The following is a 14,797-nucleotide window of genomic DNA, read 5'->3' on the forward strand; positions in this document are numbered from 1 at the left end:
CGCCTGGGCCACCGGCGGCGCCGGCCGCCCCGACCCGTACGCCTCCGCCGTCCGCGCCGCCGCGATGCGGTGGCGCACCCTGCCGACCGGCTGGCAGCAGGCGCCCTTCCTCGCCGACGGACGGCTCGGCTGCCAGATCTACGCGGGCACCACACCCCACACCCTGAAAGTGATGGTCAGCCACACCGAGGTGCAGGACCAGCGTGGTCAGTGGCGGGCCGGTATCGGGTACTCGCGGCTGCCCGTCGGGTACTTCACCCTCACCCTGGCCGGGGCCGTGACCGGCGTCGACTGGACGCTGGACCTGTGGGACGCGGAGCTGCGCGGCACCGTCACCACCACCCGCGGCAGTGTGCGGCTCAGCGCCCTGGTGCACACCACCCGCTCCGCGCTGCTGATCTCCACCCGGCCGAGCCCGGGTGAGGCCGACGCCGCCTGGTCGTTCACCTGGCTGACCGCGGCCACCACCCGCACCAGCGGCAAGCCCGCCGACTACACCCCCAACCCCGCTCCCCGTACCGGCACAACCGGCGCCCCCGACGCCATACACTTCGTCGAGCAGCCGCTGCTGGCCGGCGGCGGCTGGACCACCGCCTGGCGCGAGCGCCACGCCGGCACCGCCCGGCTCCTCGCCGCCCACCTCGTCTACCGGTCCCCCGGCGATCCGGCCCGTACGACACAGGAGGCGGTGCGCGCGGTCGCCGGCACCCTGGCCGCCGACCCCGACCGGCTCATCGCCGGGCACCGCGCGTGGTGGCACACCTACCACCGGCGCAGCCTGCTGTCCGTACCCGACAAACGGCTGCAGAGCTTCTTCCTCGGGCAGCTCTACAAGCTCGGCTCGGCCACCCGCGCCGACGTTCCCGCCCTGTCGGAGTGGGGGCCGTGGTTCCCGGAGGTCGGCAACAACTGGACCGCCCTGTGGTGGAACCTCAACGTCCAGATCGCCTCCACCGCCTACCTCGGCACCAATCACCTCGAACTCGACTCGGTGACCGGCGCGTTCCGCCGCTTCGAGGAGAATCTGCCGCTGTCCGTACCGCCCGCGTACCGTGACGGCCGCACCTACGCCCTCGGCCACCCCTCCGACTGGCATCTGCGGCCCGGCGAATGGACCGTGGGCGCGCCCGGCTCGGACCGGATCTCCGACAACTTCGGCAATCTGACCTGGGGCCTGCACAACGTCTGGCTCGCCCACCGCCACACCATGGACCGTGCCGTCCTGCGCGACGTACTCCTCCCGCTCCTCGCCGGAGCGCTGAACTTCTACGACCATTTCCTGTACGAGGGCAGCGACGGCCATCTGCATCTGCCCACCACCCGCTCCCCCGAGTACGCCGACGCCGCCGACTGCACCTACGACCTGGCCCTGATCCGCTGGGCCGCCCACACCCTGCTCGACGCGGCCCGCGCGCTGCGCATCGAGGACCCGCGCGCCCCGCGTTGGCACGAGATCGCGACCCGCCTGGTGCCGTACGCACAGGATCCCGCCGACGGCGTGATGATCGGCGCGGGCGTCCCGCTCGCCGAGTCGCACCGCCACCACTCCCACCTGCTGTGGCTCTACCCCCTGCGCGAAAAGGTCTGGGACCGGCCGGCGGACCGGGAGCTGATGCGCAAGAGCTTCGCCCACTGGGCGGGTATGCAGAGCGCCTGGCGCGGCTACAGCTATGCGCTGTCCTCGTCGATGTCATCGGTGATGGGCGAGCCCGAACGCGCGCTGGACCTGCTGACGTTCTTCACCGACCGGAACACCGTGGCCGACTGTCAGCTGACCGAGAACACCATGTACCGGGAGGGGAAGAACTTCGCGCTGGAGAGCCCGCTCGCGGCCGTGCAGTCGATGCTCGACATGGTGCTGCAGAGCCATGGCGGGGTGCTGAAGGTCTTCCCGTCCGTCTCCCGCCGCTGGTCCGATGTCTCCTTCGCCACGCTGCGCGCCCAGGGCGCGTTCCTGGTCGACGCCGACCGGTCCGCGGGCCGTACCCGCTGGATCCGGGTGCACAGCGAGGCGGGCGCGCCGCTGGTGCTCGAACACGGCATCGAGGGCGCGGTCACGGTACGGGACGAGCGCGGCAGGCCACTGCCGTGGAAGCCGGCAGGGCAGGGCCGGATCGCCGTCCGTCTGCCGCGCGGCGCCACGGCGTTCATCGCGCCGCCGGGCACCGACCCGGACTCCGGCCCACGGGACGTACCGGCCTCCGGGCCGACGCGGCCTTGGGGGCTTCCGTAGGCAGCGGGCGTGCGTCGCCCTTGGGCACGTCAACTCCCTCTGCCATGCGATCACTTGGAGAAGTCGTGCATCAGCCGGCAACCCTCTCCGACTCGACCTCCGATTCCCCTTCCGCCTCCCCCTCCAGGAGAAGCATCCTCGGTGTCGCACTGGCCGCCGGTGCGGCAGGCGCCGCCGGTGCGGCCGGGATGGCCAGGATGGCCGGGATGGCCGCCGTCGCACCGGAGGCGGTGGCCGCGGCGGCCCCGGAGGCGGCGGTCGACCCCTGGGTGAGCGTCCTCGCCGATGCGGACCTCGTATGGCAGCGGATGCCGAAGACCTGGTACGAGGGCCCATTCCTCGGCAACGCCCGCCTGCCCCGGGAACCGGCCTCGCCGCCGACCGCTTCCTCCTCAGGCAACCTCGATGCCGTACTCCTGCACCAGCGCCTCCAGGCCGCCGGAGAAGCCCTTGCCGCCGATCACGAAGTCCCAGTCGCCGCCCGCCCGTTGCCGGAACGAGCCGAGCACCAGCGCGGTCTCGCCGCGCCGCCCGTCCGAGACCTCCAGCTGCCCCAGCTCCTCGCCCGACGCGTCCAGCAGCCGGATCCGGGCATCGGTGAAGCCGGCGAGGTCGGCGTCGGGGTTGACCTGGGGGTCGATCGCCGCGACCAGGACCAGCCGGTCGGCGTCCGCCGGCAGCGCCTCGAACCGCACCTGCATCGCGGCGCGGTCGGGGGCGAAGCCGGGCAGCATCCGCACCGAACCGTCCGGGGTGCACGGGTTGTTGTAGAAGACGAAGTGGTCGTCGCTGAGCACCGTGGTCCCCTTGCAGACCAGCGCGCAGACATCGAGGGCCACCTCGCCGGACCAGTTCATGCCGAGGATGTTGTGGTCGGGCGCCTCGTCGGCAGCGGTGGAGCCGTTCGGGGCGGCGGCGCCCAGCCGGCCGCGCAGCCCGTACCGGCCGAGCAGATCGACGAGTTCGGGGCCGGCGATCAGGCTGAGCGGCTTGCCGTTGGCGAAGGTGTGCGCACCGGGGCCGAACCGGGAGGTCGTCACCAGCACGCCCTTGTTGGCGCCCTCGGACTGCACGGTGCCGTAGAGGTCACGGACGGCGGTCGGCGGGACGGTGTTGCGGTAGCGCTTGACCTGCACCACGATCTTGCCGCCGCGGATCGGGTCGGGGTCCAGCGCATCCACATCGACCCCGCCGTCGCCGGACCGCTGGGTCGTCACGGCCTGCATGCCCATGGCACGGAACAGCTCGGCGATCAGGTTCTCGAAGGCGATCGGGTCCATCTCGTAGAGGTCCGGCTCGCTCTCGCTGCCGTGCGAGACGACCCCGCCGCCGACGTCGCCCGGCAGCCGTCCGGGGCGCACCGCGGTCCGCTGGTCGGGGCGCGCCGCGAGCTGCCCGCGCAGCCCTTCGGTCAGACACTCCACGGCGCCGACCTGCTCAAGATGGAACGCGTCGAAGGCGCTGCGGGGCGCCATGACGGTCGCGAGACACACCTGGGCCGGACGGCCGGTGACCGGGTCCACATCGTCCACGAAACCGTTGAGCGCCACCGACTCCAGGGTGCCGAAGGTGTCGGCGGCGAAGAGGTCGCGCAGCACCAGCAGCACGCTCTGGGCCAGCACATCGCGGTAGAGCGCCCGGCGCTGCGCGGCCGGCCGGGCGGTCTCCTTCTCCTGGTCGGCGGTGGGCATGTACCGCACGGACTTGGTTTCCGGGACGATGTCGTAGCCGGGCAGTTCCCAGTCCAGGACGAGCTGACGGGCCGTCGGGTCGTAGGCGGCGGCGATCTGGCGGGGGAAGCCCTCCGGCCATGCCGTGGAGGAGTACAGCGCGGCGGAGAAGTACTCGACGGCCGCCTCCGCGTCCCCGTTGCGCAGCCCGGACAGCAGCTCCTCGATGCCGGAGTTGTGCTGCCGGATCTCGGCCAGCGCGCCCGCGGCCCACTGGTCGTACTGCTGTCGGTAGGCGGCGAGTTGGGCCTGTCGCTGGCTCTCCGCGGCCTGCGCGGCGTACCAGTCCTGCTCGTAACGAGCGCGGGCCTCCTCCTGGGCGCGGTCACGGCGGGCGGCCCCGACGTGCCAGCCGCCGGGCGGCGCCTGGTAGCGGGCCGGGTCGGGCATCGGGAGCGGGGTGGCGAGGGCGCCGGGCGCGAACTCCTCGATGCGCTCGGGGCGCAGCAGCGCGGAGGCGGTGAAGGCGGGGGCGCGGCAGCCGTCCGCGAGCAGGCCGGTCAGCGCGGCGACCCGGGCGTCCAGTTCCTCGGTGCGGCGGCGGGCGTCGGCCTCCCGCTGCTGCCGGTAGGCCGCCTGCCGCTCGCGGTGCATCCGCGCCATGGCGCGTTCGGCGTCCCGTGCCTGCCGTTCCTGGTCGCGTTGGTGTTGGACATACGCGCGGCGCTGGGCTTCCTCCCGGCGTTGCTGCTGGCGCTGCGCCTCGGCCCAGACGGCCATTAATCCATGGGAACGGCGGCTCATGTCGATCTGTGTCCTCCCCCCGGGGCACCTGCCCCCGGAACCCTGTGGAAGCGGTTTCACCTGCGCTGTTCATCCGACTTTAGCGGGGCGGGAGATGCCGGGCCGGTGGAGCGACGAGATCAGTCCGGCCGGAATTCGGGGGCCTGTCCGGCCCTGGTCCGCCGGAGGTGCCCTAGGCTGCTTCGGCCCGTCTGGCGGCCGCCGTCACCGAGGCGTCGTAGTCCGGTGCGACGCCGGGGACCAGGACCGTATCGCCGTCGATGTGCTGGGTCCGCAGCGGCAGGATCTCCTGGTACTCGGGGGAGTCGTACCAGGCCCGCGCCTCGTCGATGCCGGGGAATTCGATGACGACGACAAAGCCGGGCCAGCCGCCTTCCTTGACCTCGACCACGGCGTTGTGGACCCGGAACCGTCCGCCGAAGGGGTCCAGGGTCGCCTGGATCCGCTCCACGTATGCGGCGATGTCCGGGTGCGGGTCGGCGGGGCGGAGGTGGGCGATGGCGAACGCGCTCATGGGGCGGCCTTTCTCGGTGCGGTACGGCGGTTGCGTTGCCCTCCACGTTTCCAGCCGGCGCCGTCGGGGTCGATTACCTCCGAGGTCATCGCGCACCTCCACCCGCTCTCCACGAAGGGATTCCGTCATGGACGACCTCCTGCACTTCCGGGCCGCCGGCACCAGCCTGGTGCTGGATCTGTCCGGAACCGGCCTGCCGCGCCTCACACACTGGGGCGCCGACCTCGGCCAGCCGGCGCCCGACCGGCTGGCGGAGCTGCGCGCCGCCGATGTCGCGCAGACCGTCGCCAACGCACTGGACGAGCCGGTCCCGCTGAGCGTGCTGCCGCAGCAGTCCGCCGGCTGGCCCGGTACGCCGGGGCTGAGCGGCCATCGCGACAGCTCCGCCGCCGCGCCCGCCTTCACGGTGCGCACCAGGTCCGTACGGGCGGCGGACCGCCATCTGACCGTCGAGGCGGTGGACGGGGACGGCGGTCTGGCGCTGACGCTGGAGCTCGGGCTCACCGACGCCGGGCTGGTACGGCTGCGCGCCGCCGTCACCAACACCGGCGACACCCCGTACCACCTCACCGAGCTGACGCCCGCCCTCCCGGTCCCCGCGCAGGCCACCGAGATCCTCGATCTCACCGGCCGTCATCTGCGGGAACGCGCCCCGCAGCGGCATGCGTTCACGCTCGGCACCCATCTGCGGGAGAGCCGGCGCGGGCGCACCGGCAGCGACGCGACGCTGCTGCAGATCGTCGGGGCGGCGGGTTTCGGCTTCCGGTCCGGTGAGGTGTGGGGGCTGCATGTGGCCTGGAGCGGCAACCACCGCTCGCTCGCCGAGCGCACCCCGGCCGGGCAGGCTGTACTGGCCGGCGGCGAACTCCTGCTGCCCGGCGAGATCCGGCTGGCGCCCGGCGACACCTACCGCTGCCCCTGGCTCTACGGCTCCTACGGGCGCCATGGCCTGGACGAGCTGGCCGACCGCTTCCACCGCCATCTGCGCACCCGCGACGGTCACCCCACCTCACCTCGGCCGGTCACCCTCAACACCTGGGAGGCGGTCTACTTCGACCAGGATCCGGCGACGCTGGAAGGGCTGGCGCGGGCGGCGGCCGAGGTGGGGGCGGAGCGGTTCGTGCTGGACGACGGGTGGTTCCGCGGGCGGCGGGACGATCGTGCCGGGCTCGGCGACTGGTATGTGGACGAGGAGGTCTGGCCCGACGGGCTGCATCCGCTGATCGGCACGGTGCGGGGGCTGGGGCTGCGGTTCGGGCTGTGGGTCGAGCCGGAGATGGTCAACCCGGACTCCGATCTGGCCCGTGCGCACCCCGACTGGATCCTGGCCGCCTCCCCCGCGCGGCTGCCGCCCGCCTCCCGCCATCAGCAGGTCCTCGATCTGGCGCGCCCCGAGGCGTACGGCTATGTCCTCGGCCGGCTGGACGCCCTGCTGCGCGAGTACCGCATCGACTACCTCAAGTGGGACCACAACCGCGATCTGGTGGATGCGGCAGCGCATCACCAGACGGCGGCCGTCTATCGGCTGATGGACGAACTGCGCGCCCGGCACCCGCATTTGGAGATCGAGTCCTGTTCGTCGGGCGGCGGCCGGGTGGATCTGGGGGTGCTGGAGCGCACCGACCGGGTGTGGACCAGTGACTGTATCGACGCGCTGGAGCGGCAGCGGATCCAGCGCTGGACCGGGCTGTTGCTGCCGCCGGAGCTGCTCGGCGCGCATGTGGGGGCGCCGGTCGCGCATACGACGGGGCGGCGGCACACGCTGGACTTCCGGGCGGGCACGGCGCTGTTCTGCCACTTCGGGATCGAGTGGGATCTGACGGCGGCGGACGCGGCGGAGCGGGCGCGGCTGGCCGAGTGGGTGACGCTCCATCGCGCGCTGCGGCCGCTGCTGCACAGCGGGACGGTGGTCCGCGGCGATCATCCCGATCCGGCGCTGTGGGTGCACGGTGTGGTGGCCGAGGACGGCGGGCGGGCGGTGTTCGCGCTGGTGCAGATGGCGACGAGTGTGCAGTCGCCGGCCGGCCGGGTGCGGCTGCCGGGGCTCGATCCGGACGCGGACTACCACCTGTCGCCGCTTGCGCCGGGCGACCGCCCCGAGGGGCCGTTCACCTCGGCGCTGCCGTGGTGGGAGAAGGGCGTGACGCTGCCGGGGCGGGTGCTGGCCGAGGTGGGGGTGCAGGCGCCGACGCTGTTCCCGGAGCGGCTGGTGCTGCTGGAGGCCGTACGGCGGTAACAGAACGTCTCACCCTGGCCGCGGCGGGCGGATAAATCGCGGATAAATCACAGGCATCTCGTGAAGTTCACGGCTTGATGTGAGAACTTCACATGTGATGTTGGTGGTGCTGCCGCAGCAGTGACCGCGGCGGCCGGCCGACGGGCCGTCAGCCGTCGCCCAGCGCCACCAGCTCCGTACCGGCCAGCAGGAAGGCGCCGACACCGAAGTCGGCGGTGGAGTCATAGGTGACCGGCTGGCTGGACTCCGGCCGGTCGCCAACGTTCTGGACAAGGCCGAGGAAGCCGTCGGGGTGCACGGCGGTGTCCACCATCGCGTTCCAGGCCCGGGCGGCGACCGGGCGGAAGAGGCCGCGCGGGACGAGCCCGGCGCGCAGCGCATACGCCGTCCCATAGGTGAAGAAGGCGGTGCCGCTGGCCTCGGGGCCCGGAAGGTGCGCGGGGTCGGCGAGGTTCACATTCCAGAACCCGTCGGTCCGCTGGACGGCGCGCAGCGCGGCCAGTTGCCCGACGAGCGTGGCGCGGTAGGAGGGGACCGGGGCGAAGGTGTCCGGGAGGACGGCGAGCACCTTGGCATGGGCGCCCGCGACCCAGCCGTTGCCGCGCGACCACAGCACGGGCCTGCCATTGGGGGACGCTATGCCGCCGGGCAGGAACCGCTTGTCGCGGTACCACAGGCCGCTGCCGGGGTCGTGGAGGCCGGGGCCGCCCTCGGCGCTCTTGGTGTGGGTGTAGAGCGCGTGCATCGCGTCCCAGTAGGCGGGGTCGTCGCGCAGCGCGCCGAGCCGGGCGAACGGCGGCATCGCCATGTGCAGCGCATCGTCCCACCACCAGTCGTCGTGCTTGTCGGCCGCGGTATCGACCATCCGCCGCAGCGAGTCCTCGATGGCGGCGATCTTGGCCTGGTCGGGCGCGGCGTCCAGCGCGTAGAGATCGAGGTACGCCTGGCCGGCGCAGTGGTTGTCGGCGTGCCGGGTGGTGACGCCGTTGTGCAGCCCGTACGCATGGCGCTCCGCCCAGCCGCGCGCATAGGCGAGGTAGCGGGGCTCGCGGGTGAGGCGGTGCAGGGCCATCAGCCCGCTGAAGAACGTGGCGCGTGCCCACTGGTTGTCCCCGGGGTCGCTGTGCGCACCGATCCAGTGGTCGGCGACCTTGCGCAGTACGGCGACGATCTCAGCGCGGGCCGGCAGCCGGTCGTGCGGACGGCGGCCGGTCACGGCGGCGGCCGAGTGGGCGGACAGTGGCAGTGTGGTGCCGGCGGTCAGCGCGGCGCCGGTGGCGAGGAATTGCCGACGTTCCATGAACACACCTTCCGCGCCGTAGATCACGAGTGGTGGCATGTCGCTGGGCAGCGCCCATGGACCTCTCCTACCCCTCGGTTCCTACCCCTCGGTCTCCCCGGCGCCACATTTCGAGACGCGTCAGAAGCGTGTCAAGGCGTTGGACTGGACCAGATCGGCAAGCCGATCCGCGTTGCTTCCGCCCGTGCGGGGCATTACCTTTAACTCCGTGACTACCGGGTCGGCCATGGGCCACAAGCGAGTGAGGTTCCCGGTCACCACGTGACCGCGCGGCGGGCGACCAGAGCCCCGCCCCTCCTCCCTTTCGCAGTAAGCGCGTTCCGCGCCTTTTCGATGCATGCGTCGTGCGCCTGCATTCGCCACCACCGCATTCAGCACCGCGTTCACCACCGCATTCACCATCACGGTCGATCTCGCGATCCCGTGGACGATTCGCGGCCGAAGCGGGCGATGTGTGCGATCCATTCGCGATCAATTCACCCTGCCCGACGAGCGGTTGACCCGCTCTTCCACCGGGTTTCTTCGCCATGCCCGCGCACATTTCGCGGGCCCAACGCCTTCACCAACTCTGGAGAAAAACAGCACATGCCGATGGATTTCAATCAACAGGTCATCGAGGAGTTCCGGGCCAACGGCGGATGCGTCGGCGGCCCCTTCGAGGGCGGCCGGCTGCTTCTGCTGACCACCACGGGCGCCCGGTCCGGCAACCGGCACACCACCCCGCTCGGCTACCTCCCCGACGGCGGACGTGTCCTGGTCATCGCCTCGGCCGCCGGCGCGCCGAAGCATCCGGCCTGGTATCACAATGTGGTGGCCAACCCCCGCGTCACGGTCGAAGCCGGTGTCTTCACCTACGAGGCGCAGGCCGTCGTCCTGGAAGGCGCCGAACGCGACCAGGCCTTCGCCCGCGCGGCCGAGGCCGACCCGGGGTGGTCGGAGTACCAGGCAAAGACGTCGCGGGTGCTGCCCGTTGTCGCCCTTGAGGAAATCCCCAGCGGGCCGCCGAATATCGCCGCATCGTCGCCGGGTGCGGCCCTCAAGGCGGTCCACGACGGATTCCGGCGGGAACTCGCGCTGATCCGCAGGGAAATAGTCGAATCGGGCCCCGGCCTCGGCGCCCAGCTCCGGGTGAATTGCCTGACCCTGTGCCAGGGCCTGCACAATCACCACACCGGTGAGGACATCGGTATGTTCCCGATGCTCGACCGGAACCATCCCGAACTCGGTCCGGCCCTGGAGCGGTTGCGCCAGGAACACGAAAAGCTCGCGGTCCTCCTCGCCGAACTTCAGCGGGTCATCTCCACGGAGGGCGCGGATCCCCAACTGGTGCTCTCCGAGGTCGAGCGCCTCACGGACGAGGTGGAGCGCCATCTCACCTACGAGGAGGAGCAGTTGATCCCGGTCTTCGACGGGGCGGGCGCCTGCTGAGCCGAGGCGGTCGCCGGGCGGGTCACGACGGGCTCAGATCACGCCGTCCCGACCCGCCCAGTACGGGTCCCGCAGCAGCCGTTTGAAGAGTTTTCCCGACTCGTCGCGCGGCAGCCGCTCCTCGAAGACCACGGCCCGGGGGACCTTGTACCCGGCGAGCCGCTCACCGACATGGGCGCGTACCGCCTCGGCGCTGAGCAGCACGCCGGGTTCGGTCTGCAGATGCGCGGCGAGGACCTCGCCGAACTCCTCGTCGGGGATGCCGAACACCGCCACATCACGGACCCCGTCGAGGGCGAGCAGAGCGCCCTCGATCTCCGCGGGGTAGATGTTGACGCCGCCGGAGATGACCATGTCGTTGCGGCGGTCGCTGAGGTAGAGGTAGCCGTCCGCGTCGAGATGGCCGATGTCGCCGATGGTGACGTACCCGGGCAGGCCCGGCGCTTCCATGGCGGCGCGCTTGTCCGGGTCACCGAGGTAGGTGAACTGCGGCCATTCGTCGGCGGGTTTGAGGTAGATATCGCCGGTCGCGCCGGTCGGCAGTGGCCGGCCGCCGGGGCCGAGGACCGCGACCCCGCAGCTTCCGGTGGCCCGTCCGACGGTACCGGGATGGGCCAGCCACTCGGCGCTGTCGCACCATGTCACGGCGCCGGTCTCACTGCCGCCGTAGTACTCGCGCAGCACCGGTCCCAGCCAGTCGATCATGGCGTGTTTGATATGCGGCGGACAGGGCGCCGCGGCATGCACGACGGAGCTGAGCGACGACAGGTCGTAGCGCTCGCGTACGTCCTTGGGCAGTCGCAGCAGCCGTACGAACATCGTGGGTACGACCTGCACCTGCTCGATGCGGTGCGCCTCGATCAGCCGCAGGAACTCCTCGGCGTCGAAGCGCGGCATCAGGGTGATGTCCAGACCGGCCGCGAGTGCGAGGACGGCGTGCTGACTGGGGGACGCGTGGTAGAGCGGCGCGGGGATGAGCGTACGGCCGCCGGGCACGACCGCGAAGTACTCCAGGAACAGCCGCACCGCTTCGTCGAGCCGGTCCGGGGCGACGGGTTCGCGCAGAACTCCCTTGGGACGTCCGGTGGTTCCGGAGCTGTAGATGACGGTGGGCGGATGGTCCCCGGCGGCCCGGTCCAGCGGTTCACAGCCTTCCAGCCAGCGGTCGAGCAGCGGGTACCGCCCGGTGGGCGGTGGCGCGGCGATGCCGCAGGCGGCCGCCACACCGGCAGGGAGGGGGACCTCGACGATCGGTACGCCGTCGGGGAGCACGGCGGCCACCCCGTCGAGCAGGTCGGTGTGCACGAAGACCACCTTGCTGCCGCTGTCGGTGAGCACATGCCGTAGCTCGTCATGCTGGAAGTGCCAGTTGACGGGCACGGCGGAGGCGCCCAGCAGCGCGGCCGCGGTGGTGATCTCCAGATGGGAGGGCTCGTTGCGCAGCACGACGGCGATCCGGTCACCGCGCTCAACTCCCGTCCTGCACAGTCCCGTTGCTATCCGCGCGGCGCGTTCGAGGAAGGCCGGGTAGTCGCGTTCCTGACCCGCGCAGCGGATCGCCGGGGCGCCGGCGGCGGACGGGGCGACGGCTTCCATGGTGCCTCCAGTGAGTGCGACCGGGGTCGCTCATTGAAACAGCCCGCTCCGGGTGTTTTCCAGGTCACCGGCCTGGATGCCGGCGTACGCGGAAGCCGACGGTACGCATCTCGGCCACCCACCCCAACGCCCCTCCTTAGGTCCGAGGTATTCGGCGCCTTCTCCCGTCGACTCCCCCAACTCCCGGCCCATTCCTCCCCACTTCCCGCCCGATTCCCGTCAGGTGCTCCGATGTTTATCGCGTCCAGGGTCTTCCGGTCCGGGTGCCGGCGCCTGCACCATGCGGGGTGGCACAGGAGGCACGTAGTGACCAACTGACCCGAGGAGCGAGCGATGCACAGCCGCACAAGACCGTTCCGGATGCTGGGAATTGTGGGCGCGCTGGGCGCGCTGCTGCTGGCGGCCGGCAGCCCCGTGGCCGCCGCGAGGCCCCCACAACGCCCCGCCGCAGGCCCCGGCACCAACCACGCGACGGACGACCCGTTCACCTCATCGCGCACCTCGTGGTGGCGCCAGGACCGCTTCGGGATGTTCATCCACTTCGGCGCGTACTCGAACCTGGAGGGCGAGTACACCCGGCCCGACGGCACGGTCTGCCGCAACGCGGAGTGGATCAAGCGCGAGTGCGGGATCCCCGACGAGGCGTACGAGAAGCAGGCCGCCACCTTCAACCCCTCGGCCTTCGACGCCCAGGCGATCGTCCGGGCGGCCAAAGACGCCGGACAGCGCTATATCGTCATCACGTCCAAGCACCACGACGGCTATGCGATGTGGCCGACGAAGCAGAACACCTGGAATCTGCGCGACCACTCCTCCTTCGACCCGCACCGCGACATCCTCGCCGAGCTGAAGAAGGCCGCCGACGCCGCCGGGATCAAGCTCGGCTTCTACTACTCGATCTGGGACTGGCACGACCGGGACTTCGCCGACCCGGCGACCTTCCCGCGTTACAAGAAGCGGATGTACGGCCAGCTCAAGGAGCTGATCGACAACTACGACCCGGCCCTGCTGTGGTTCGACGGCGAGTGGGACACGGACAACCCCACCAACACCTGGTCGCGCCAGGACGGCGCCGATCTCCAGGCGTATCTGCACGGCCTGAATCCGCGTCTGATCGTCAACAACCGCGTCGGCAAGCGCGATGTGGTCGACGGCGACTTCGGCACACCGGAACAGGAGATCCCCACGGAGCCGGTCGACGGTCAGCTGTGGGAGAGCTGTATGACGCTCAACGACCACTGGGGCTTCGCCAGATACGACACCAACTGGAAGGCGCCCGCCACGGTCGTCCGCAATCTGCTGGATGTGGCCAGCCGCGGCGGCAACTATCTGCTCAACGTAGGCCCTGACAAGCTCGGGCGCATCCCGCAACCGTCGGTCGACCGGCTGCGCGAGGCCGGCCGGTGGCTGGGCGCGCACGGCCAGGGCGATGCGGTGTACGGGGCCGGGCACACCGGGCTGGTCGCCGATCCCTCCTGGGGCGCGGTCTCCCGACGCGGCAACGAGCTGTACGCCTCCGTCACCTCCTGGCCCGCGGCCGGCACACCCCTCCACCTCACCGCCAAGCAGCCGTTCGAGATCGCCTCGGCCCGGGTGCTGGGCAGTTCCCAGCAGGTGAAGGTCGCCCCGTCCGGCGACGGCTTCGACCTCACCCCGTCCGGCGCGGCCACCGATCCGATCGCGAGCGTCATCCGCCTCACGGTCAAGCCGCCGGCCGCGGCACCCGCCGGCAGCGGCCGCGGGCTGACGGCGCAGAGCTGGGCGAACGACTCCTTCACCGGCCCGCCCGCGGTGACCGGCGTCGATCCGACGGTGAACAAGTCCTACCGCTTCGACGGATCGCCGGACCCCAAGATCCCCGCCGATCACTTCAGCACCCGCTGGACCGGCACCATCCAGCCCCGTTTCGACGAGACCTACACCTTCACCACGGTCTCCGACGACACCGTGCGGCTGTGGATCGACGGCAAGCCGGTGATCGACAGTGCCACCCCGCACGGCCCGAAGGTCGACAAGGGGACCGTCACCCTCAAGGCCGGCCACCGGCACAGCATCCGGATCGACTACACGGAGCGGACCGGTGAGGCGCATATGAAGCTGCTGTGGTCCAGCGCGAGCCAGTCCCAGCAGATCGTGCCGCAACGTCAGCTCTACGCCGACTGACCGGGGCCCGCGCGGACGGTACCTGCCGGCGGGCGGGAAATCCGCCGCCCCCGGTTGGGCCGTTCGGGTCGGCGCGGGGGCGGTTGTCGGTGCCCGCTCCTATTCTCGGGGAGCATGAGCAACGACGAGATCCTGCGGACCCATGGCGAGGCCATCGCGCTCTTCGGGACGCGGGTGCACGCCGTCCGCGACGACCAGTGGGACGACCTCACGCCGTGCACGCAATGGTCGGTGCGTGATCTGGTCAACCACCTCACCGCCGAGCAGCTGTGGGTGCCCCGCCTGGTGCGGGACGGCGCCACGCTCGCGGAGGTGGGTTCGGACTACGACGGGGATGTGCTCGGGGACGATCCGGCCGCGGCCTGGGACCGTGCGGCGGTGGCCGCCGTGGCGGCGTTCTCGGAGCGCGGTGCGCTGAGCCGCACGGTCCAGCTGTCGTACGGATCGAGTCCGGCCGACGCGTACTGCACGCAGATGATGGCCGATGCGGTCGTGCACGCCTGGGATCTGTCCCGCGCGATCGGCGCCGATGAGCGGCTGCCGGGCCATCTGGCCGAGGCGGCGCTGCGTGAGGTGGAGCCGTATGCCGCGGGGCTCGGCGCCTCCGGGCTGTTCGCCCCGGCGGTGGAAGCCCCGGCGGACGCCGACGCTCTCACCCGGCTGCTGTGCCTGCTCGGGCGTCGGCCCTGACCCTGGAGAGTGGTCACCCCAAGGGTCAGGGCCGACGCCCGAGCGGTCGGTCGAGCAGTCGATGCCGCGGAAGATGTTCGGCTCGGCGGGGTCGTCGTCGCAGCCGGCCAGACGGACCGGGGCACAGCGGTCCCAGGCTTCGAGGTTGCGGACTTCCTTGATA

The 14,797-nt window shown here is 71.5% G+C and carries 9 protein-coding genes; 5 read left to right on the forward strand and 4 right to left on the reverse strand.

Features of this window, described 5'->3' with window-relative positions:
- A partial coding sequence (locus DY245_RS11605; RefSeq protein WP_244942986.1) for a glycosyl hydrolase family 95 catalytic domain-containing protein occupies positions 1-2,233 on the forward strand: 2,233 nt, incomplete at its 5' end.
- Between the two features lie 392 nt (positions 2,234-2,625).
- Here the strand turns inward: DY245_RS11605 and DY245_RS11615 are convergent.
- Positions 2,626-4,707 (reverse strand): restriction endonuclease, encoded by a 2,082-nt coding sequence (locus DY245_RS11615; protein WP_128506352.1) that lies wholly within the window; start codon positions 4,705-4,707, stop codon positions 2,626-2,628.
- 172 nt (positions 4,708-4,879) lie between these two features.
- Entirely contained in the window at positions 4,880-5,221 is a 342-nt protein-coding gene (locus DY245_RS11620) for a DUF1330 domain-containing protein (RefSeq protein WP_128506354.1), read from the reverse strand.
- Between the two features lie 127 nt (positions 5,222-5,348).
- On the opposite strand from DY245_RS11620, the gene DY245_RS11625 reads away from it, so the two are divergent.
- Positions 5,349-7,457, forward strand: a complete 2,109-nt coding sequence (locus DY245_RS11625; RefSeq protein ID WP_128506356.1) for an alpha-galactosidase — start codon at positions 5,349-5,351, stop codon at positions 7,455-7,457.
- A 148-nt stretch (positions 7,458-7,605) separates the two neighbouring features.
- On the opposite strand, the gene DY245_RS11630 is transcribed toward DY245_RS11625, so the two are convergent.
- Positions 7,606-8,757 carry a glycoside hydrolase family 88 protein gene (locus DY245_RS11630; protein ID WP_128506358.1) on the reverse strand — a complete coding sequence of 384 codons (1,152 nt, stop codon included), beginning with the start codon at positions 8,755-8,757 and terminating at the stop codon, positions 7,606-7,608.
- 585 nt (positions 8,758-9,342) lie between these two features.
- Between DY245_RS11630 and DY245_RS11635 the strand changes: the two genes are divergently transcribed.
- Positions 9,343-10,185 (forward strand): nitroreductase/quinone reductase family protein, encoded by an 843-nt coding sequence (locus tag DY245_RS11635; protein ID WP_128506360.1) that lies wholly within the window; start codon positions 9,343-9,345, stop codon positions 10,183-10,185.
- Between the two features lie 33 nt (positions 10,186-10,218).
- Here DY245_RS11635 and DY245_RS11640 read toward each other — a convergent pair whose 3' ends face one another.
- Positions 10,219-11,781, reverse strand: coding sequence for an AMP-binding protein (locus DY245_RS11640; RefSeq protein ID WP_128506362.1), 1,563 nt, complete (start codon positions 11,779-11,781; stop codon positions 10,219-10,221).
- A 333-nt stretch (positions 11,782-12,114) separates the two neighbouring features.
- Between DY245_RS11640 and DY245_RS11645 the strand changes: the two genes are divergently transcribed.
- Positions 12,115-13,944, forward strand: coding sequence for an alpha-L-fucosidase (locus DY245_RS11645; RefSeq protein ID WP_128506364.1), 1,830 nt, complete (start codon positions 12,115-12,117; stop codon positions 13,942-13,944).
- Between the two features lie 114 nt (positions 13,945-14,058).
- On the forward strand, positions 14,059-14,634 hold the full coding sequence (locus DY245_RS11650; RefSeq protein ID WP_128506366.1) for a TIGR03086 family metal-binding protein: 576 nt from the start codon (positions 14,059-14,061) through the stop codon (positions 14,632-14,634).
- Positions 14,635-14,797: the final 163 nt, after the last annotated feature.

The sequence above is a fragment of the Streptomyces inhibens genome, from assembly GCF_003389455.1.
Taxonomy (GTDB): Bacteria; Actinomycetota; Actinomycetes; order Streptomycetales; family Streptomycetaceae; genus Streptomyces; species Streptomyces inhibens.

What these genes read in the sequence shown, in the direction of transcription:
- DY245_RS11630 (WP_128506358.1), bottom strand. Translation starts at nt 8,757, where the DNA reads ATGGAACGTCGGCAATTCCTCGCCACCGGCGCCGCGCTGACCGCCGGC.
- DY245_RS11625 (WP_128506356.1), top strand. Translation starts at nt 5,349, where the DNA reads ATGGACGACCTCCTGCACTTCCGGGCCGCCGGCACCAGCCTGGTGCTG.
- DY245_RS11615 (WP_128506352.1), bottom strand. Translation starts at nt 4,707, where the DNA reads ATGAGCCGCCGTTCCCATGGATTAATGGCCGTCTGGGCCGAGGCGCAG.
- DY245_RS11635 (WP_128506360.1), top strand. Translation starts at nt 9,343, where the DNA reads ATGCCGATGGATTTCAATCAACAGGTCATCGAGGAGTTCCGGGCCAAC.
- DY245_RS11650 (WP_128506366.1), top strand. Translation starts at nt 14,059, where the DNA reads ATGAGCAACGACGAGATCCTGCGGACCCATGGCGAGGCCATCGCGCTC.
- DY245_RS11620 (WP_128506354.1), bottom strand. Translation starts at nt 5,221, where the DNA reads ATGAGCGCGTTCGCCATCGCCCACCTCCGCCCCGCCGACCCGCACCCG.
- DY245_RS11645 (WP_128506364.1), top strand. Translation starts at nt 12,115, where the DNA reads ATGCACAGCCGCACAAGACCGTTCCGGATGCTGGGAATTGTGGGCGCG.
- DY245_RS11640 (WP_128506362.1), bottom strand. Translation starts at nt 11,781, where the DNA reads ATGGAAGCCGTCGCCCCGTCCGCCGCCGGCGCCCCGGCGATCCGCTGC.